At 56.1% G+C, this 20,157-nt stretch carries 14 protein-coding genes and 8 pseudogenes; 18 read left to right on the top strand and 4 right to left on the bottom strand.

The genetic code is table 11. The features are described from left to right. Positions 1 to 92: 92 nt before the first annotated feature. Positions 93 to 742: pseudogene (locus ASD50_RS22610) on the bottom strand (transposase); the annotation flags it as partial. Positions 743 to 790: 48 nt separating this feature from the next. On the opposite strand from ASD50_RS22610, the gene ASD50_RS24320 reads away from it, so the two are divergent. From ASD50_RS24320 to ASD50_RS22590, 5 genes and pseudogenes are all read left to right on the top strand, one after another. Continuing rightward, positions 791 to 1,165 carry an integrase core domain-containing protein gene (locus ASD50_RS24320; RefSeq protein ID WP_082549678.1) on the top strand — a complete coding sequence of 125 codons (375 nt, stop codon included), beginning with the start codon at positions 791 to 793 and terminating at the stop codon, positions 1,163 to 1,165. 260 nt (positions 1,166 to 1,425) lie between these two features. Beyond that, a pseudogene (locus tag ASD50_RS22600) lies at positions 1,426 to 1,693 on the top strand (ABC transporter substrate-binding protein); the annotation flags it as partial. A gap of 1 nt (position 1,694) precedes the next feature. Then, positions 1,695 to 2,347 (top strand): annotated as a pseudogene (locus ASD50_RS23915) (ABC transporter substrate-binding protein); the annotation flags it as partial. Between the two features lie 74 nt (positions 2,348 to 2,421). Beyond that, a complete protein-coding gene (locus tag ASD50_RS23910; protein WP_413813895.1) occupies positions 2,422 to 2,856 on the top strand; it encodes an ABC transporter substrate-binding protein in 435 nt (144 codons plus the stop codon). 250 nt (positions 2,857 to 3,106) lie between these two features. Continuing rightward, a complete protein-coding gene (locus ASD50_RS22590) occupies positions 3,107 to 4,660 on the top strand; it encodes an ABC transporter substrate-binding protein (RefSeq protein ID WP_082549676.1) in 1,554 nt (517 codons plus the stop codon). A gap of 142 nt (positions 4,661 to 4,802) precedes the next feature. Here ASD50_RS22590 and ASD50_RS14505 read toward each other — a convergent pair whose 3' ends face one another. Next, on the bottom strand, positions 4,803 to 5,849 hold the full coding sequence (locus ASD50_RS14505) for an IS3 family transposase (RefSeq protein WP_244484540.1): 1,047 nt from the start codon (positions 5,847 to 5,849) through the stop codon (positions 4,803 to 4,805). Beyond that, a pseudogene (locus ASD50_RS23905) lies at positions 5,816 to 5,968 on the bottom strand (transposase); the annotation flags it as partial. The pseudogene ASD50_RS23905 and the gene ASD50_RS14505, both read right to left, overlap by 34 nt. A 60-nt stretch (positions 5,969 to 6,028) precedes the next feature. Between ASD50_RS23905 and ASD50_RS14490 the strand changes: the two are divergent. Next, positions 6,029 to 6,675: pseudogene (locus ASD50_RS14490) on the top strand (DDE-type integrase/transposase/recombinase); the annotation flags it as partial. Between the two features lie 226 nt (positions 6,676 to 6,901). Here ASD50_RS14490 and ASD50_RS14485 read toward each other — a convergent pair. Then, positions 6,902 to 8,192, bottom strand: a pseudogene (locus ASD50_RS14485) (IS110 family transposase). A 148-nt stretch (positions 8,193 to 8,340) separates the two neighbouring features. Here ASD50_RS14485 and ASD50_RS23165 point away from each other — a divergent pair. The 12 genes and pseudogenes from ASD50_RS23165 to ASD50_RS24305 all read left to right on the top strand — a co-directional run. Further along, positions 8,341 to 8,634: pseudogene (locus tag ASD50_RS23165) on the top strand (integrase core domain-containing protein); the annotation flags it as partial. 454 nt (positions 8,635 to 9,088) lie between these two features. Further along, a complete protein-coding gene (locus ASD50_RS14480; protein WP_056242627.1) occupies positions 9,089 to 10,693 on the top strand; it encodes a Mu transposase C-terminal domain-containing protein in 1,605 nt (534 codons plus the stop codon). 4 nt (positions 10,694 to 10,697) lie between these two features. Beyond that, complete coding sequence (locus tag ASD50_RS14475; RefSeq protein ID WP_056242642.1) at positions 10,698 to 11,579, top strand: TniB family NTP-binding protein; 882 nt, start codon at positions 10,698 to 10,700, stop codon at positions 11,577 to 11,579. Continuing rightward, positions 11,576 to 12,454, top strand: a complete 879-nt coding sequence (locus tag ASD50_RS14470) for a TniQ family protein (protein WP_056242624.1) — start codon at positions 11,576 to 11,578, stop codon at positions 12,452 to 12,454. The genes ASD50_RS14475 and ASD50_RS14470 overlap by 4 nt, the downstream gene beginning before the upstream one ends. 755 nt (positions 12,455 to 13,209) lie before the next feature. Then, positions 13,210 to 14,046, top strand: a complete 837-nt coding sequence (locus tag ASD50_RS14465; protein ID WP_056242622.1) for a branched-chain amino acid ABC transporter permease — start codon at positions 13,210 to 13,212, stop codon at positions 14,044 to 14,046. Then, positions 14,039 to 14,427: pseudogene (locus ASD50_RS24315) on the top strand (ABC transporter permease subunit); the annotation flags it as partial. The gene ASD50_RS14465 and the pseudogene ASD50_RS24315, both read left to right, overlap by 8 nt. 71 nt (positions 14,428 to 14,498) lie before the next feature. Continuing rightward, positions 14,499 to 16,019 (top strand): branched-chain amino acid ABC transporter ATP-binding protein/permease, encoded by a 1,521-nt coding sequence (locus ASD50_RS24310; protein WP_056242620.1) that lies wholly within the window; start codon positions 14,499 to 14,501, stop codon positions 16,017 to 16,019. 12 nt (positions 16,020 to 16,031) lie between these two features. After that, the gene (locus tag ASD50_RS14455; protein WP_056242618.1) at positions 16,032 to 16,739 is read left to right on the top strand and encodes an ABC transporter ATP-binding protein; all 708 of its coding nucleotides are present in this window, start codon (positions 16,032 to 16,034) and stop codon (positions 16,737 to 16,739) included. Between the two features lie 37 nt (positions 16,740 to 16,776). Beyond that, entirely contained in the window at positions 16,777 to 17,478 is a 702-nt protein-coding gene (locus ASD50_RS14450; protein WP_056242616.1) for an urease subunit beta, read from the top strand. After that, entirely contained in the window at positions 17,471 to 19,186 is a 1,716-nt protein-coding gene (gene ureC, locus ASD50_RS14445) for an urease subunit alpha (RefSeq protein ID WP_056242614.1), read from the top strand. Before ASD50_RS14450 ends, ureC begins: the two co-directional genes overlap by 8 nt. Positions 19,187 to 19,195: 9 nt before the next feature. After that, positions 19,196 to 19,816 (top strand): urease accessory protein UreG, encoded by a 621-nt coding sequence (gene ureG, locus ASD50_RS14440; protein WP_056242613.1) that lies wholly within the window; start codon positions 19,196 to 19,198, stop codon positions 19,814 to 19,816. Between the two features lie 6 nt (positions 19,817 to 19,822). Continuing rightward, positions 19,823 to 20,134 carry an urease accessory protein UreD gene (locus tag ASD50_RS24305; protein ID WP_082549672.1) on the top strand — a complete coding sequence of 104 codons (312 nt, stop codon included), beginning with the start codon at positions 19,823 to 19,825 and terminating at the stop codon, positions 20,132 to 20,134. The last annotated feature ends 23 nt before the right edge of the window (positions 20,135 to 20,157 follow it).

The following is a 20,157-nucleotide window of genomic DNA, read 5'->3' as shown; positions in this document are numbered from 1 at the left end:
AAGACCAAAACCGAAGCAATCGCCGCGCATCAGGCCGCGCCAGACCTCATCTCCGTCCTACCAGCGCCGAAATCCGGGTAGTTCGAGGCGTCCAACTGGTCGTGGACGAAGTCCATCGCCCAGGTCTCGTTGGGCCGCGTGGCTTCGCAACGGTCTTCCCGCAGCTTCGCCTTGACCCGCCGCTTCGGCGTCTTGTTCCGGAGCTGAAGACCCAAATCCCTGTAAATAGGATAGGTTCGCTTCATGTTGATGTCCCAGCCTTCGCGCTTGAGCATCACGTGAATACGCCGGTAGCCGTAGCGAACCCGCGTTGCGCAGATGTCCTTGATCCGAGCCTCGATGCCGGCCTGGTCGCGGCGGCGGGACTTGTAGCGATAGGTCGAAGTGTCGAACTCCAGAACCCGGCAGGCCCGCCGGATCGACACGTTCCAATCAGCACACGTCTCCGCCACCAGCTCGCGTTTGCGACCAGGCCTTACAGTTTTCGGCGGATGACGTCCTGGAGCATCTCCTTGTCCAGCGACAGGTCGGCGACGAGTTTCCGTAGCTTGGCATTCTCGTCCTCGAGCCGCTTCAGCCGCTTCATCTCCGTCGGCAGCAGCCCGTCGTATTTCTTTTTCCAGTTGAAGTAGGTCGCTTGACTAATCCCGGCGCGGCGACAAATCTCCGCAACCGGAATCCCGTCTGCCCCCTGCTTCAGAATGAACGCCTTCTGCGCGTCCGAAAACCTCGATGCCTTCATCGTTCTCCGCTCCCCCAGCCAGGAAAGCTAGCGCGGAAAACTCCAATTATGAACGGTCCAATTCTGTGGGTTCAGAGCAACCGCCGTCGAAAGCCGCTACGGACAAGTCAATCGCTTGGCGCAAACGATCGAGTGGCTCTCCGAAAACGATCGGGTACATCGCCTGCGAAACCAGAGCGATGGCGCGCGACATCGGACTGGAGCCGAGGACAACGCCCGGTACGGAGCCCGCAGTCAAACGGCATGGCAGAGGCCTTCGTAGGCCATGAAGCGCGACTACATCCGCATCTCACCCTGCCGGACGCCAGAACCGTAATGGAAAACCTTCCTTTGTGGATCGAGCGTTACAACACTCTTCATCCCCACAAAGCACTCGGCTATCGTTCACCCTGCGAGTTCATCGCAGAGCAAACCCAACCGTGATCGTGTCCGATCATTCAGGGGCAACAACAGTCGCCTGCCAGAACCCGAAAACTAATATTGACGTCATTTTGGTTATGTGCAAGCTTTCTCTCTCAGTGGCGGGCTAGCCACTGCAACATCAGCGCCAAGTTCGAGACCCGCAGGCTTTCCTGTCGATTTGGTTGCGTGGCGCGCAACAACATCATGTCATGACCGACGATGGCTGCTGTCCGCATTTGGCGCAGCCTCGAAGGAGGTGAAAGATCAATAAGGGGAACGCAATGAGAACATCACTACAGAAAGCTCTGGTATTGTTTGCTGTAACTGCATTTTCGATCGGAGGAGCTGTTGCTGAAGACGATCCAATTGTATTGGGTATACCAGGGGGATTAAGTGGTGCAAACAGTGTCACCGCCCCCGCAGTGTTGCAGGCAATGGAGCTTGCGATTTCAGAAATTAATGACGCCGGAGGAGTGTTGAACAGGAAGTTCGCCATGGAACTTGCCGACAGTGCCTCGAGTGCCGCGGGAGCCCAGAAAGCGTATGACTNTTGCTCCCGAACCGATCGACAACGCGTGGCAGGAAACGCTTGCCTTGCTTTCCACCGTGGATTGCAATTTCAGAAATTAATGACGCCGGAGGAGTGTTGAACAGGAAGTTCGCCATGGAACTTGCCGACAGTGCCTCGAGTGCCGCGGGAGCCCAGAAAGCGTATGACTMTCTCGTGTTTCAAAAGAAAGTTAATGTCATAATTTCATCGGAACCAAGTKCGGCCAGAAACGCAGGGCTACCGATCATCACTAGAGGAAAAATCCCCTATATCTATACTTCGTTCTATGAGGGTGGGTCTTGCAACAAATATCAACATATTGATGCTTGGGTACCACAGCAGATGGTGTCTCTCATGGTCGACGCCTTTATGAAAGATAAGGGTGCCAAAACATTCTTCCTGGTTGGAAACGACTACGCCTTTGGCCGTGGCCTCCTAGGCGACACTAACAAGTACATCACGGAGAAGGGCGGCACCGTCGTCGGAGAAGAATATAATCCGATCGACGCGAGCGATTGGACGTCGATTATCAGCAAAATCCGTGAGGCCAATCCAGACGCCATTATAACGTCGACAGCAGCCGGCGCGCCGAATGTCACGTTTACGAAGCAACTGCGATCAGCTGGTGTGACCGCATTGTACGGGAATTATGCNAGACGCCATTATAACGTCGACAGCAGCCGGCGCGCCGAATGTCACGTTTACGAAGCAACTGCGATCAGCTGGTGTGACCGCATTGTACGGGAATTATGCACTCGATGAAGGTACTGCAAAAAGCTTGGGTGCTGATGCAGAAGGTATTTATCTCGGTGGCACATACTACACCAGCATCGATTCTGAGAGTAACGCGAAGTTTCTGAAAGCATTAAAGGACAAATTTGGGGCCGAGACAAAAACCGCGAGCGAACTCTCGGTCCCTCAATATGATGCCATTCATCTCTATGCCCTAGCTGTCGCAAAAGCCGGCACAACGGACACCGATGCTGTTGTAAAGGCTCTGAGCGAAGTCACTTTCGATGGTCCGAGAGGTCCAATACAAATGTCGAAGCAGCGCCATGCACCGCTGACAATGTATCTCGCTCAGGTGAATGCTCAGGGCGATACTAAAATTATTAAGACAGAGCCAAATGTAGATCCGGGCGAGCAATGTCCTGATCTTTAATTCGCATACCTTGACACTTCGTTGGACCAAGGAATTTTTCCGCCCGTACAAACGTGTTGACCGAAATGCCTTCCTAGAGCGGTTCTGACAATTCAGTGAAAACCAGGATCGCTCTAGGCTCAACGTCAAATTCTCCAAAATCTAGCAGATAGATAACCAACATCGTCGCGCATGAGAGTTCTCCACGCTTGCGCGTTGGTGAATTTGGAATGTAGCGGCGCCCTGCGGATAGCTAAAACGAAAGAAAACTATGAGAAAGCATGAAAATCTTCCTAAGTCTACTCTCCGTGTAGCCCTCGACTGGGAGGTCGACGCCATTGATCCGCCCACTTCATTTGGCGGGTGGACTACCGGCAGAGTGGTTCAGCAGGTGTTCGAAAGTCTTTTTGAGGACGATCTGGAGGATGAGGCGGCCAACCCGACACGACTCATTCCCGCGCTTGCCACTTCGGTTGAAATCTCCAATGACGGACTTCAATACTTATTTCGCTTGCGAGACGGAGTGCGATTTCACGATGGATGTCGGTTCGACGCGGAGGCGGTACGGTTCAATATAGAACGCATGTGGAATCCCCAGGCTCCTCAATATTCCCCTGTGGCAGCAGATTATAACAGGATTGGTCTTGAAGCATTAAAATCGGTGGAAGTCCTCGACCCACTGTCGGTCCTGATGACGCTGGAGGAACCTTTTCCAGAGTTTCTTCGATACATGACGCAAGAGGATGCACCCGGTGCGCATGTCTATCTCAGCCCACAAGCACTGAAAATTCATGGAAACGCGGGTATCGCGGATCGTGCGCCAGGTACTGGCCCGTTTCGGTTTGATTGTCGCTTTTCAACGCGTTTCGGCAGTGGAGTCCGGCTGATTGGCAACAACGACTATTGGGGGGGAGTCCCTAGGCTAGATGGGATCGAATTTAAACCCTACCCGAAATCGGAAGATCGGTATGAAGCGTTGCTCAACGGAGAAGCCGATTTGGCTTATGGTCTTGAGGGAACCGATCTTGATGAGTTGAAGCGACGTGGCTTTGTTGTTGTCGACGGCCAAGTACCTCATGTTTGGTACTTTATTTTTAATATGCGAGATCCCGTTCTTTGTGACGTTCGCGTCCGTCATGCAATCGCGCATGCGCTCGACCGCGATGCGCTTTGCAACGACATTTTCAAGGGACATACAGTTGCCGCATCCGGCATGTTGCCTCCGGCCTCGCCAGCCTTTGATGGAACGTACTGTTTTCCTTATGAATATGATCCGGAACGTGCACGGCAACTTTTGAAGGAAGCAGGTGTAGCTTCCAATTGGCGTTTGCACATCATGTCGGCAAAGGCCGGCGGGGGGGATACTGTTCGGATCTGCGACTATCTTGCTACGAGTCTGGAAGCGGTTGGGTATGGCGCGGAAATCGTGTGGACAGAGGATTGGATTTCTTATTGCCACCAATGGCGATCTGGTTTGCCGGATGGCGTCGGTGTTTCGCATATGAGTTGGGGTATGTCTTGCGATGTTTGGCTGGACCAGGTGCTGCATTCACGAAATAGCTCGCCGCATGGGTTCAACGCAGGATATTATTCTAATCCAACAGTTGACAACTTGTTGGACAAAGCACGGCGATCACAGGATGACCTTCAGCGACTCCAGCTCTATCGGCGAGCCAATAAACAAATTATGGACGATTTACCGGTGCTACCAGTACTAAATTTGCGGCGTGGCAACGTTTGTTATCACCCGCGAGTCAAAGGGTTTTGCAATCCAAGTCAAGATTGGAATTCGTTCAAAAATGTATGGATAGATTCGAATATTTGATCCGACGGACATCGTTGCCACATATTATTAATGCGCCGCTTCAGGCCGCAGATTGTTGAGGTGAGCGGCTATGTTCCATCACGCAACGGAATGGTCGGGTATTGAGACGTTAGTCTCGAAAGGGTGACCTGCCACTGAACTGTCATCCAGCGGCGATTAGAGCCTCGACCGTTTCTGTTACGCCGTTTGGCGTGGGTTGAGCAATCGGCGCAGTGTTGGAGCCGGTTGCGGCGATAACCTCGGCGAAGGCCGCCGGGGTCTGGTAGCCGAGCGAGGAATGGGGTCTCGCGGTGTTGAAATCCTCCCTCCACTCGGCGATGGCGCTTCGGGCGTGGTCGAGGCCGAAAAACAGGCTTTCGTTCAAAAGCTCGTCGCGCATCCGGCCGTTGAAGGATTCGACGTAGCCGTTTTGCATCGGCTTGCCCGGCGCGATGTAGTGCCACTCGACGCGATGATCCTTCGACCAGGCGAGGATTGCGTTCGATGTGAACTCCGTGCCGTGGTCGGAGACGATCATGTCCGGCTTGCCGCGCTCGGCGATCAGGTCCGTCAGTTCGCGAGCGACACGGCGGCCGGAGATCGAAGTGTCCGGGATCGCGGCCAGACACTCCCGGGTCACGTCATCGACGATGTTCAGCACACGAAAGCGCCGCCCGCAGGCGAACTGGTCGTGCACGAAATCCAGCGACCAGCGTGCATTTGGCCGAGCCTGGACCAGGATCGGCGCTCGGGTGCCCACGGCTCGCCGACGTGTCCGACGCTTGCGCACGGTCAGCCCTTCCTCACGGTAGAGCCGATAGATGCGATTGATCCCCGACGGCTCGCCTTCGCGCCTAAGCAGGATGAACAGCCGCCGATAGCCGAAGCGTCGGCGCTCGTTGGCAAGATCGCGCAACCTGGTGCGCAATCCCATCTCGGCCGGGCGCCTTGACTGGTAGCGGATCATCTTGCGATCGGCACCGACGAAGGAACAGGCCCGACGCTCCGACAGGCCCATGACGGCCTGCAGATGCGCGACGGCTTCGCGCTTGGCGGCGGGCCCTACCATTTTTTTGACAGAAGCTCGCGCAGCGCCGAGGCTTCCAGCATCTGATCGGCGAGCAGCTTCTTCAGCTTCGCATTCTCGTCTTCCAGGGCCTTCAGGCGTTTGGCGTCGGACACGTCCATCCCGCCATACTTCGCCTTCCAGTTATACAGCGTCGCCTCGGAAACCCCGTGCTTGCGAGCCAGATCGCCAGCCTTCGCGCCCGCCTCATGCTCGCGCAGAACCGCAATGATCTGCTCTTCCGTAAATCGCTTTCGCTTCATCAGTCCGTCCTTCGATCAAGGGCCGGACTCTAATCTCAGATGGAGGAAAAACTCAGTGGCAGGTCAAAGACGCTGGAGGACGAGAACACGAAGCTGAAGCGGTTGCTGGCGGACGCGATGCTCGACAATGCTGCTTTGAAGGACCTTTTGGGAAAGAAGTGGTGACGCCCGCAGCCCAGCGGAACGCTGTCGCTCACCTGATGAACCAACATCGGATGAGCGAACGGCGGGCGTGTAAAGCCATCGGCGTTTGCCGGATGACGGTTCGTTACGAAAGCAGCCGTATCGACGACCATGACCTTCGGGAGCGAATGAAGGCATTGGCACATGAGCGCCGCCGCTTCGGTTATCGACGCCTTCATGTGCTGCTCAGGCGCGAGGGCCACCTTGTGAACCACAAGCGGCTCTTCCGGCTCTATCGGGAGGAGAAGCTGACGGTGCGCAAGCGCGGCGGCCGCAAGCGAGCGATCGGCACACGCGCACCGATGCTGATCCCGATGGCAGCCAATGATCGCTGGTCGCTGGACTTCGTGTCGGATCAACTCACCGATGGGCGCAGGTTCCGGGTTCTTACGGTCGTCGACGATTGCACCAGAGAATGCCTGGGGCTCATCGCCGATACATCGCTTTCCGGCTTGCGGGTTGCCCGTGAGCTTGACCGGATCATCGAGGAACGCGGCAAACCCAGGATGATCGTCAGTGACAACGTCCTAAGAGCGGAAGGAAATGGAGCAGACGGTCAAAGTCTCTCTGTTCGCCAGCATGCTCTCGCTGCGTGACGCTGGTCAAGTCGGATGGTCGAACCAGGCGGCTTCCACCGGCAAGGGAAAAGGTCTCGTCCATAGCAAACACAGGGTACGCGTGATGGCGGCCCTCACCGTCCTCAACACGAGCTTCTGATCCAGGTGGAAGACCCGAACATTATCTACAGGGTCATCGAACCGATGCCCTCACGGCCCTAGCTGACAGAGGTTCTTCCACCTGGCACCCGCCCCTCGACGAAGGGCCGGTAATCGGAACCGCTTTTGACGACGGCGTGCACGACGCGCGCCATCTTGGCGGTAATAGCGGTCATCGCCTTGCGGCGCAGATTGGGATTGTCGCGATCTCGTGCGATGTAGCGTTCGAACTTGTGCCGGAAGCCGTTCTCACGCTGGCGGATGGCAACCTGCCCGGCGATCCATAGGGTGCGGCGCAGCCTGGCATTGCCAAACTTCGAAAGCCGGGTCTGGCCGCGATATTGGCCGGACTGCTGGGTCGACAGATCCAGTCCGCAGAACTTGAGAAACTGGCGATGGTGGTGGAAGCGGCGAAGATCTCCGGCTTCGGCGATGATCGTCAGTGCATTGATCGGCCCGATGCCGGGGATTTGCCGCAGGAGCTGATAATCCTGGCTGTGCCGCAGCAGTTCGTCGGCCTGGGCTTCGATCGCATTGCGTTGCCGGATCAGGCTACGTGCTTCGGCAATGACCATCCGGAACATGCGAATGGCAGGAGCGTCAAGCGGCAACGGCAGTCCAATCGATGTACGCGCCGTCTGGTAAATATCCATGAGAATCTGCGTCTTGCTGACCTTGCGGCCGACGACATCCCAGGCTGCTTTGACGAACTCCTCCTTCGTCAGCGCCGTGATGCTTGCCGGCGTCGGAAAGGCATCGAGGAAGGCGAAGAACCAATCGCTGCGGCTGTTTCCCCGGAAGCGCTCGATCTCGGGAAAATACAGCGGCAGGTAATGCGTCAGGATGCGGTGCTGGATCTCGGTCTTGGCCCTGGCGATCGCCTCATGCGTCTTCGACAGTTCCTGCACGTCGTTGATGCCGACGCGCAGCGGATCGTGGTAGACCTGCGTCGCTCGGATCCTCAGCATGTGCAGGATCACCTGCGCATCCTTGGGATCGTTCTTGTCCCAGCTGTTGTGCAAGGCCTCCCGGGTCCGGGCGAGCGCCAGTGACGACACCAGCCGCACCTCGAAACCGGCCTCAGCCAGACGCCAGGCAATGGGCCGGTGATAGTTCCCCGTCGCCTCAAAGGCGCAGACCACTACGGATCGGCCATACGCCAGCAGAACATCGATCAGCCGGTCGTGCTCAGCACGGCTGTTGAGGACCGAAAGCCGACGGCGGCGCTTTTGCCCTGATGCTTCGATCAGAACCTCATTGCGCACCTTGGCAATGTCGATCGCTACCAGCACGGCATCGGCGGGTGTAGAATCTGCAACGGTCATGGTCGGTCTCTCCGGAATGGGTTGTGAACACTCACATTCTAGAGAAACCTTGACTGACCATGGCCACCTCGACCGGTGCGCGCCTGCAGCGAAAAGCTGCGCGCACCGTCGTCTCGGCGGCTCCCTCTCTTCCTTCCGTAGGTGCTATGGCAGCGAATTCACCAGCAACGCGATCCTGCAATGGACGGATCGGACCAAGGTGGATTGGCACTACATCGCACCCGGAAAACCCATCCAGAACGCTTTCATCGAAAGCTTCAATGGACGGCTGCGAGACGAATTCTTGAATGAAACCCTCTTCTCGTCACTGACCCATGCTCGCTCAGCGCTTTCAACCTGGCGCAGCGATTACAACGATCATCGACCACATTCTGGCCTCGGCTGGCTGACACCTGCCGAGTTCGCTCAGACTATCAACCCGCGACGGGTTGCGGTGCTGCGCAGCCGAAATGGCGAAGGGATGGACCAATCTACAAATCGCAGCCACGATGGGTATCTAGGAAATCACCGTCAGTTTAGGAGCCTCTACAACAAAATCGGCGTCCATAATCCGGCGGCCGCAGATGCTCTATCTCTGCCGGCATGGAACGCTATTTTTTTCAATTCTTCTGGATAAGGTCAGCGCTTGGGCGATCTCGATTCTTAACTGGAAGGCAGGTTAAACGAAAGATCGCGCTAGGAAAGCAGAATACACCTCCACCAATCCCGCGCCGGCATGCGAATGAGGGGCTGTCGCACTGTATTCATTGACGAGACTCCGCTGTGAGCGTTTTCAATGATTTAGTCGTGTACTTAAATTGAGAATTTGTATTTAAAATGAGATTCGCCCTTGGCTCACTGCACTTATTGTGAGATTTTGCCCGCCTAACGTTTGGCGTGAGTTCTTTGCAGGCTGCATGAGCGACGATACCGAGAGTTACGAGGAAATGGCGCGCTGGAATGAGGCGTGTCGGCGCGAAGAGGCTATCCGCGGCCTCTTGGAGCGCTATCCAAAAAGCCTGAACGGTCAGGCCGTAGCGGATCTGGCCTGGGAACTGGATCTCAGCCGGGCCACTCTCTACAGGATGATCAAGCTGTTTCGAGCAGGTGGCACTGTAAGTTCACTGATGGACCGAAAGCGCGGGCGGCGCCAAGGACATCGTGCGCTCGACAAAGATCGAGAAGCCGTTGTGCGTCGAACGATCGAAGGCTTTTATCTCAAACCGGAACGCCCATCCTTCGCCCGGTTGGTTCGCGAGGTCCAGATCGACTGCACCACGGCCGGTCTTGCTCCCCCAAATTGGCGCACCATCAAATCCCGCGTGGAAGAGATCGATCTGCAGGTGAGGGGGCGTAAGCGCGGCGAGAGCGAGGTCGTCAAAGCAACAACCGCTACGCCGGGAAGTTTTTCGGCGTCGCGGCCGCTTGAGCTCGTTCAAATCGACCATACCAAGGTCGACGTATTCGTGGTCGACGAAGACACGCGTCAGCCGCTCGGACGTCCGTGGCTAACACTGGCATTGGACATCTTTTCTCGGATGGTTGTGGGCTTCTATCTGACGATGGGGGCGCCCTCGCGATTGTCGACAAGCTTATGCATACTGCACTCGGTCTTCGACAAGACCGCGTGGTTGCAGGAGAGGGAGATCCATGAAGCTTGGCCAGTGGCCGGGCTTCCTGGCACGATCCATGTCGACAACGGCTCTGACTTCCGGAGTCGTGCATTCGAACGCGCTTGCCGGGACAATGGCATAAAGCTCGATTGGCGGCCGCCGGGAACTCCCCATTTCGGCGGCCACGTCGAACGGTTGATCGGTACGCAGATGGGCGCGGTTCACCTGCTGCCGGGATCGACCTCCAGCAGCATCGAGGAAAGGCGCGAGTATGATGCCAAATGCCATGCCGCACTGACACTGCGTGAGCTGGAGCGCTACATCGCACTCGAGATCGTCGGGCAGTACCATCATGCTATCCATGGCGCACTGCGTCGGCCGCCGATTGCGGTCTGGCGGCAGCATGAGAATGAGTTGGTGTTGCGTCTGCCGAAAGACCGTATGCAGTTCTGGATCTCGTTCCTGCCGGAGACAGAGAGAACGTTGCGACCGACCGGCATCCATCTCTTCCATATCCGCTACTGGTCGCCCGCTCTGTCCGCCGACCTTGGACGGACCAAAGCCCGCCTGATTGTGAAATACGACCCCCGCGATCTGTCGCGCGTTTTTGTCAGGCGTCCCTCAGGCAACTTTGTGGAGGCGCGCTATGCCGATGTGACGCTTGCGCCGATTACATTGTGGGAGGCTCAGGCTGCACGGCGCAAACTCAACGCTGAGGGCAAGCGCGAAATCGACATGCATGTCCTTGTTCGTACAGCGCTTGCCCAGCGAGAACTGATCCAGGAGGCGAAACTCAAGACACAGGGGCGGCAGCGGCTTCCGAAACCGAATGTGGATGACGATGAACTGGGCTCGCTTCGCGGCGTGGATTCAAGCAAACCTGTTGCCTCCGTCGAAGATCTGGATTGAGCCGTTGACCCTGGATAACATCCATCTGACGCAAGCGGCCAAAGACTTCCTCGGCGAGCCCGACATTCTACGCGTTCGCGCAATCAAGGCTCGCCGCTGGATATTCTATCCGCGCGCCAAGCAGGCGCTCGATCGCCTCAATTTGCTTCTCGATCACCCTCGCGGCACGCGCATGCCCTCGATCGCGATCTACGGCGACAGCGGCATGGGCAAGACGATGATCATGGAGAAATTCTGCGACAATAATCCGGCATCTTTTGATCCGACGACCGGCGTACAGACTATGCCGGTTCTGGCTATCGAAATGAGCGGCAAGCCGGGCGAGCGGCGTTTATATGCCGAAATTCTGGCTGCCCTTGGCGCACCACAGGCACCCCGCGCCGACATTGTACAGATGGAGCAGGCGGCGTTGCGACTTCTGAAAACGGTCGGCGTCCAGGTTCTGGTCATCGACGAAATACACAACATTCTCGCCGGCTCATACCGAGAACAGCGGGTCGTGCTGAACACGCTGCGGTTTCTGAGCAATCGGCTTCAGATCTCACTGGTGTGCTTCGGCGTTACCGAAGCCCGCGAGGCGATAAGCGGCGACGTTCAGCTTGCCCGCCGGTTCAGCGAGTTGACCTTGAACCGATGGGCGGCCAACGAACAGTTCGAAGCGCTGGTTTCGTCCATATTGAGGAATATGCCGCTCCGCCGACCGACAGTGCTGACGCCGAAATCTCTGCGCCGAATTCTGCAGATCAGCGGCGGCATCACTGCAAATATTTTCCAGGCGATTACGAGCCTAGCGGCCGATTCGATTGAGAGCGGCATCGAGCACATCACCGATGAAGCGGTGGAAAGCTGGTCGCCGCCAGTCGGCGCCGAAACAGCGTATGCATGAACCGAGAACTCGGCAGCACGAGCGCGCTTCCGGTCATTCTCAAACCTGTGCCGGATGAGCTCCTGTCGTCATGGATTGCGCGCCATGCCGGTTTCTATGGCGTCTCCCCGCTCACAATGCTTCGTCATGCCATTCCGGAAGCAAAATCTTTGCGGCTGACCGATACAAAGCTGGGGCCAACCGACGCCGGCCACATTGCGAGGCTGTTTCGAACCCACTCGTCTGCAATTTTGGCAATGACCACATCAGGCTTCCCAAGTTCAGCAGCACGGCTCGTCGCGCCATGCGCTATTCAAAGTTGCTTCGCCTGTGCCGAACAAAACAGAGGGCAGGGCGCAACAACTGCGGTGCAGCGAAGCTGGACCGAGGGTTGGCGGATAACCTGCCCTGTCTGCGGACAACGGCAACAAGACAAAAGAGACGCAGCCTCGGCGCTGACAAGCTCGTCACTGTCATTCGAGGGTCTCTGGGAAGATGCCCTTCACGGTGAACGGCTCATCGATCAGGCGCTGAGGGGATCAGCTGCCGGTTGGGCATCGCCGATCGATATCGTCCGATTGCTGCTCGTGCGGCGATGTCCGAAGCCCTTTCGCCATGAGGTATCGATAGATCACTCCACCGTCCTTGGCGCCGTCGTCCAAGGTTTCGATGAGCGTGTGGCCGAGCAGGGCCTCCCACGACCAACTATTGCAAGACCCATCTTGCCGATCGGCCTCCGCATAGCACTGCTCGCGGGTATCTCAATCGTCTATCAAGAAGGTCCGAAACTGGTTGCCGAACTCCAGCACCAAACGCTGGGCGCCCACTATACGCGGTTCGCTTCGATAGGCGCTGGTATGTCGGTTACGAGAAGCTCCCCACTGCAGTTGAATTGAGACTCAGTGGCATCGAATCTCACCATTAGGTGCAGCGATCGCAAGAAGCCGGCACAATCTCACATTTAAGCGCAGCGCGACAGGGGCTCTATTGATCACGCGTACGCGACAATGGTACGGTAAATTTTAGCAACAAAAAAATACGTTTATCATTGACGATGTTTTGGATGTGTGCGAGCCTTTCAGAGGCGGCGGGTTAGCTGCCCAAATTTGGTGCCTAGCGTAACTCCCGGAGCTAGTACCGGCTAGTACGCCCATGCGGCACGCGTCATCTCAAAAACTGAAACATCATTTCACTGTCGACGACGGCTCTGTCCATATTCGGTCTTAGCCCTCGAAGGAGGTGAGAGCCGTAAAGGGGAACGCAATGAGAACAGCGCTAAAGAGAATTTTGGTATTGTTTGCCGCGACTGAGCTATGGACGCAGTGGTCAAGGCTTTTGAATGAAGTAACCTTTGATGATCCTAGAGGTCCGGTGCAGGTGTCGAGGCAACGGCACGCTCCGCTGACAATGTATCTCACTCAGTGAGATGCTCAAGGCATTACGAATATCATCAAATCGCGCCCGAAATGTAGAGCGATCCTGACGAGCAATGTCCTGATCTAAATAGACGGCATACATGACATATCGCCTATCTGTTCCAGATCACATTGTCGTTTCGCCTAAATAAAACTAAAGGGCAAGTAGGAATGGGCGCTCTCCCCATTCGGATGGAATTTTTACTGTTCCCGGTATGGGAATCTCGGAGACGTAGATGATTCCAACGTTACTAGACATCATCACAACCGCCGCAATATTATACATTGTGGCCTTGGGGTTGCTCCTCGTATTCGGCGTTATGAAGCTTATCAACTTCGCGCACGGCGGATTGATGGCGCTTGGCGGATACGCCGCCGTTATTGCCACAGCAATGGGGTTGAACCCTTGGATAGGCATTCCTCTGGCGGCGGTCTTCGGTGCGATCGTTGGTCTCGGTATGGAGCGTGTTGTTGTACGGTCGTTATACAATCGGCCGCTCGATACTATCCTGGCCACATGGGGGCTGAGTATCATCATCGGGCAGATCATCACTCTTGTCTTCGACCGTGGTGTTCATTTCGCTGAGCCTCCGGTCCGGGGTGTCGTCAGTCTCGTTGGTGAGTCATATTCGACCTACAGGCTGGTACTAACCGTTCTCGCGTTACTGCTGGGCCTTGGTTTGACCTTGATACTCAAGGGTACATCATTAGGTCTCTCTACGCGCGCTGTTATCATGAATGAAGATCTTGCGCGCGGACTCGGAATAAATAGCGGGCTCGTTCGCACTGTTACATTTACCCTTGGCTCTGGTTTGGCCGCGGTTGCCGGCGCTTTGATAACGCCTCTATCGAGCGTCTATCCGGATATGGGCACAGCCTGGCTGATGAGCGCCTTCATGCTTGTGCTTGTATCGGGCTCATCTCTTTATAGCTTAGCCATCGCAAGTGTTGTGTTGGGCGGGGCGCAGGTGATTGTAAGTGGTTATTTCGGGGCAGTTCTGGGCGGCATGACAATTGCGGCTCTTGCCGCTGTAATTCTCCGTATTCGACCGCAGGGGTTTTCTTATGAGTGATGTAAACGTGAAGGAATGGGGCGAAGCGCATCGCCTTCGGCCACGGGCGAGCCCGCTCACGAGGATGGTCGTTGTAGCAGCCATAGCTTTGATTGGTGTTGGCGTTACGCCTTTCTTTATAGACGCGTATTCGGTCAACGTTCTTGTAAGATCGATGATATAYGCGTCTATCGCTCTTTCCGTCGATATTCTCTGGGGTTACCTTGGAGTTTTGACTTTCGGGCAGTCGGCATTTTTTGCGGCAGGMGCTTATGTCACCGCCCTGATATTTACCTACCAGGGTTTTTCCGCCGAATTGGCTTTTGCTGCTCTTGTAGTCGGTATCGCGGTCGCCGTGGCGATGGCAGGATTGGTTGCGTTTCTTGCCTTTTGGCATGGCGCNCAATCATGGCCTGTAGACAGGAGCTTATGTCACCGCCCTGATATTTACCTATCAGGGATTTTCCGCCGAATTGGCTTTTGCTGCTCTTGTAGTCGGTATCGCGGTCGCCGTGGCGATGGCAGGATTGGTTGCGTTTCTTGCCTTTTGGCATGGCGCAACTGATCTATATGCTTCGGTTATCACTCTTGTCTTGCCGATTGTTGTCACGCAACTCCTATTTTCCGGTGGAACCTTCACGGGGTCCAGCAGCGGTCTTACCGGTTTCGAGACCGTTCCTCTCAGTATTGAAGCCTGGTTTTGGGTTGTCGGAGCTTGGCTGGTCATTTTGACAAGCGCGGCATGGCTTTACACGCGCAGTGATGCCGGGCAGCTTCTGGTTGCCATCCGGGAAAACGAGCAGCGTTGCCAGTATCTCGGCTTGAACACATCGAAGATCAAAGCGGTCATCTTTCTCATCTGTGCGGGAATAGGTGCAATCGCCGGATGGATGTATGCTAATTATACGATGGTGGTTGCACCGGAGATTGCTGGCTTTGTGTTCGGAACGGAGCTTCTGATCTGGGTAGCGCTGGGCGGACGGGGCACGTTGTTTGGACCTGTTATCGGCACACTTATCATTGACTATGCGAGCGCACACCTCCAGGGCGACTTCCCGTTCATATGGAAACTGGTCATAGGCGTCATTTTCGTTTCGGTCATCGTAGCCTTGCCACGCGGCCTCCTGCCGGTGGTTTCGAATTCCATGAATTGGCTTCGCAGGCTCGTCATCACGGCGCATCCGAAGGAGCGCGCACCGATGCAGCTGCGCCAAGCGAACGAACGTAGCTCCACCGCGACTAGCGAAGATGGAGGAGCAGCACTTGTTGTGAGCGGTGTCGAAAAACGCTTCGGTAGTCTCGAGGTCCTGTCCGGTATCGATTTTGAAGCTACCTATGGCGAAATTGTCAGCCTCGTTGGACCCAATGGAGCCGGAAAAACCACGCTTATGACCTGTATCGCAGACGGTCTGAAGCGCAGCAGCGGCGCGATATCAGTCGCCGGTGTGGACATAGGGCATCGTCCACCGAACCAATGTGTGCGTCTTGGCGTCGGCCGTAAATTCCAGATGGCCAATGTTTTCGACACGCTGACCGTGGGGGAATGCCTTCAGATCGCGCGAGCTCGTCTCGATGGCTTATCTAAATGGCAAAAATCAGGTGTCTGCAGCCTTCCGCAGTCTGCTTTGCATATTATCCGGGCGACCGGCTTGGATAACGACCTGGACGTGCCTGCGCAAGTGCTGTCGCACGGAAAGAAGCAAGCTTTGGAGTTGGCGATGGTTCTCGCTCTCGAGCCCAAGGTCATTCTTCTGGACGAGCCCACAGCTGGCCTTACTAAGGCTGAGCGTACGCTTATTGGAACGATCCTGACCGAACTTGCCAAAACGGAACAACTCTGCATCCTGCTGGTGGAGCATGATCTGGATTTCGTCCGAGAGATTTCTTCACGGGTGATTGTTCTGCACCAAGGCCGGATTGTTCTTAATGGATCGGTTGATGAGGTGGTGAATTCCGAGCTTGTCAAATCGGTCTACGCTGGGTCTGGGCACTGAGGAGAGTTGACTATGACGGAAACAGTGCTCGCTTTGAAGGGCCTCACCACGGGGTACGGGCAGGCCCCCGTGGTCCGCGACGTCGATTTGACGATCGACCGCGGTGAAATTCTTGCTGTGGTTGGCAAGAATGGTATGGGCAAGACCACGCTTCTCAAATCAATCATGGGATACCTGCCCAAGTTTTCCGGCACCGTTTCGCTCTCCGGGCAATCGGTCAGCGACGGCAAGCCCCATCAAATTGCTCGGCTTGGCGTAGCTTACATACCGCAGGAAAAGGCGTTGTTTCAGGATCTTACGGTCGAGGAGAATATTCGTTTGGCATTGCGTGGTTCGGCGGACTGGAGCGAGGCAAGGGACACGATCAGCCGTTGCTTTCCGTTCCTGCTGGATCGCTTGCGGCAAAAAGCCGGGACGCTAAGTGGCGGCGAACAGAAGATGCTTCTGATGACGCGCTCACTGGCCGTGGGAGCCAAGGTTCTTCTGATCGACGAGATAAGCGAGGGTCTGCAGCCATCGGTAATTTCCAACCTCGTCAAGATCATCCAAGCGGAGAGGGATCGTCTGGGCCTCGCCGTTCTGCTGGTTGAGCAGAACCTTTCCTTCACTTGCGCCGTTTCCGATAAATACGTCCTTCTGGATAAAGGCGAAATATCCGGGTCTGGAAATACCCAGGATCCGGATACCCATGCAAAAATCCTAGCGCATATAAGCCTTTGATCACTCTTAATTAGTTTCGAAGTTCGGAGGATATCCAGTGTACCTGACCAAAAAAGAAAGTGACAGGCTTCTGGTTTTTGTCGCAGCCGAACTGGCACGGCGCCGCCGGGCCAGCGGACTGAGACTAAACTTACCGGAGGCGAGGGCGATAATAGCCGACGCTATCCATGAGGGAGCTAGGCAAGGGAAGTCCGTTTCGGAATTAATGGCATTTGGCCGCACCATACTGAACGCTGAGGAAGTTCAGTCGGGCGTCGTATCGTTGCTCGAAATGCTGATGGTCGAACCTATGTTCCCAGACGGCCAAAAGCTCGTCTGTGTGCATGACCCCGTAAGCCCACCACAGGATGTCGAAGAGGAAGAGGAGCCGGGTTGCTACCGCTTGGCGGAAGACGGGATAGAAATCAATGTGGGTCGCGCGACCACACAGGTCGTCGTTCGCAACATGGGCGACCGCCCCATTCAGATCGGCTCTCATTTCCACTTCTTTGAGGTAAACCCCGAGTTGGATTTCGATAGGGTTGCAGCGTTCGGCTTCCGTCTTGATATTCCAGCTGGAACGACGGTTCGGTTCGAGCCAGGGGATGAGAAAACCGTGGATCTTGTTGCCATTGGAGGCGACCGACGCGTGGAGGGGCTCAACAGCCTGACGGAAGGTCTCCTGGACGATCCGGAGGTAAAACACAGGGCAATCGCACGCGCAGCGGCCGAAGGTTTCAGGGGAGCCCAAAATGGCTAAGCTTCTGTCGCGTCGTCAATATGTCGAGTTGTACGGACCGTCGACCGGAGACCGGGTGCGTCTCGCTGACACCGAACTTTGGGCGGAAGTCGAGCGAGATCTTTTGGTGCCGGGCGACGAGCTCGTGTTCGGAGCTGGAAAAACCATAAGAGTGGGCACTGGCTGTCATGGCCACATCACCGCGGCGGGCGGGGCGCTCGATCTCGTCATCACCAACGCCACGATCATCGATCCAGTCCTCGGGATAATCAAAGCGGACATCGGGATTAAGGATGGCCTGATCGCCGGCATTGGCAAGGCCGGAGATCCGCGGATCATGGATGGGGTGGACCCAAGATTAATCGTCGGCACCAACACCGATGTTCGCGCAGCGGAGGGCCTGATCGTCACGGCAGGGGGGCTCGATTGCCACGTTCATTTCATCGACCCGGGTCAGTGCGAAGAGGCGCTGTCCAGCGGCATCACCACTTTGTTCGGCGGCGGGCTTGGAGCCACAACGGTTCCGATCGCCTCCACCGGCACGGTCAATCTTGGACTCATGCTTCAGGCTGCTGAGGTCTTTCCTGTTAACTTCGGCTTCTTTGGAAAGGCTGCGTCAGACAGTAGCGACCCCCTTCTCGAGCAACTCGACGCTGGGGCTGCCGGATTGAAAATTCACGAGGATTGGGGTGCGACAACCGCTGCGATCCATTCTGCATTGGTAGCTGCTGATGAAGCGGATGTGCAAATCCAATTGCACACCGACACGCTCAATGAGTTCGGTTTTTTAGAGCGGACCTTGAAGGCCATCAATGGCCGCACCATCCATGCCTACCATGTCGAAGGGGCTGGCGGAGGGCATGCGCCCGATATCATCAAGGTGTGCGGCTTCGAAAACGTGCTGCCTTCGTCGACCAACCCGACCAACCCTTACACCATCAATACATTCGACGAGCATTTCGACATGGCGATGGTCAGTCATAACCTGAATCCGAGATTGCCCGAAGACATTGCCTTTGCCGAATCCCGGATTCGGCACGAAACTATTGCCGCGGAAGGCGTGTTGCACGATATCGGCGCAATCAGCGCCATCGGTTCCGATTCCCAAGGCATGGGCCGCATTGCCGAAACAATCGCTCGTACGTGGCAGACAGCGTCACGTATGAAGATACAGCGCGGGGCTCTGCCGGAGGATAGCGGTCGTGGTAATGACAATACCCGGATCAAGCGCTTTATCGCCAAGTACACCATCAATCCCGCGCGGATGTTTGGCGTGGACAAATATGTTGGCTCGCTCGAACCCGGCAAGCTGGCCGACCTCGTTTTCTGGAAGCCGGGGCTGTTCGGCATCAAGCCGGAGGCCGTCTTCAAGTCGGGCTTTCCGGTTATGGCAGTGATGGGTGAGGCGAACGCGTCACTCAATTGCTGCGAGCCGCTGCGCTACCGGCCTCAGTGGGGCTCGTTCGGACGCGCCGTCCAATCGCTTTCGGTACGCTTCGTGTCGCAGCGGGCACTCGACCACGACATTGCCGGAAAGCTGGAACTGCGATCACGATGCGTGGCTGTTTCCGGAACCCGAAAGCTTTCCAAGAAACACATGCTTTGGAACGACAAAGCTCCAAGAGTAACGGTCGATCCCGAAACCTACCAAGTGGAAGTGGACGGTGAACATTGCACGTCGCTGCCCGCCACCAAACTGCCGCTTGGGCCTCTCTACACATTGAAATAGGAGCGATTCATGTCTGCAAAAGCCGTGCGTATCGGCATCGGGGGGCCGGTGGGCTCCGGGAAGACGAGGCTTATCGAGCGTCTCCTGCCTCTTATCCACGAGGCGGGGCTGAAGCCTGCGGTCATCACCAATGACCTGGTCACCCTGGAGGACGCGTTGCGGGTCAAGGCGAGTGGCCTCATCGAGGAAACGCTGGTTATCGGCGTTGAAACCGGCGCATGCCCTCATACCGCGATCAGGGAAGACCCTTCGGTAAACATTCAGGCTGCCGACACCCTGGAACGCGAGAATCCGCTCGATTTGATTTTGATTGAGAGTGGCGGCGACAATTTGGCGGCAACGTTCTCCTCGGAGCTCGTCGACTACTGGATTTTCGTGATCGATTGCGCCGCTGGCGACGATATACCGCGCAAGCGGGGGCTTGGAATGCTCCAAGCCGATCTCCTTGTCGTCAATAAGATTGACCTGGTTCCGCATGTGGGGGCTGATCTCGACCGCATCCGTCATGACGTTCAGATCAATCGCCCTCAAAGGCCGACCATTTACACCAATTTGCGTTCGCCGGAGGGAGCTGTGGAGGTTTTCAAAGCCATGAAAACTGATGCCCTTTTCGGTTGCGGGGTTCATTGATCGGACATGGTACGTTCGTCCGGCCTACTTGATCTAGAATTTGCCGCTGACCGCCTGGGGAAAACGCATCTTATGCAACGGAGCCAACGATTTCCACTGCATTTCACCACTCCTCTCTTTTTAGACGAGCGGCAGCCTGGCATGGCTTTCGTCTACGTCCAAAACCCCTCGGGAGCGGTGTTTGACGGCGATAAGCTGGAACTGCGGATTGCTGCGCGGGACGGTGGCAAGCTTCATGTAACGAGCACGTCCGCAACCAAGCTGCACCGCATGTTGGAAGGGTCGGCGTTGCAGCGAAATGCCGAAATCGCCCGATAAAACGTCGCCGATATAGTTGAAGT

The sequence above is a fragment of the Mesorhizobium sp. Root552 genome (genome assembly GCF_001427285.1).
Taxonomy (GTDB): domain Bacteria; phylum Pseudomonadota; class Alphaproteobacteria; order Rhizobiales; family Rhizobiaceae; genus Mesorhizobium.
This window is presented reverse-complemented; position numbering and strand designations above follow the sequence as displayed.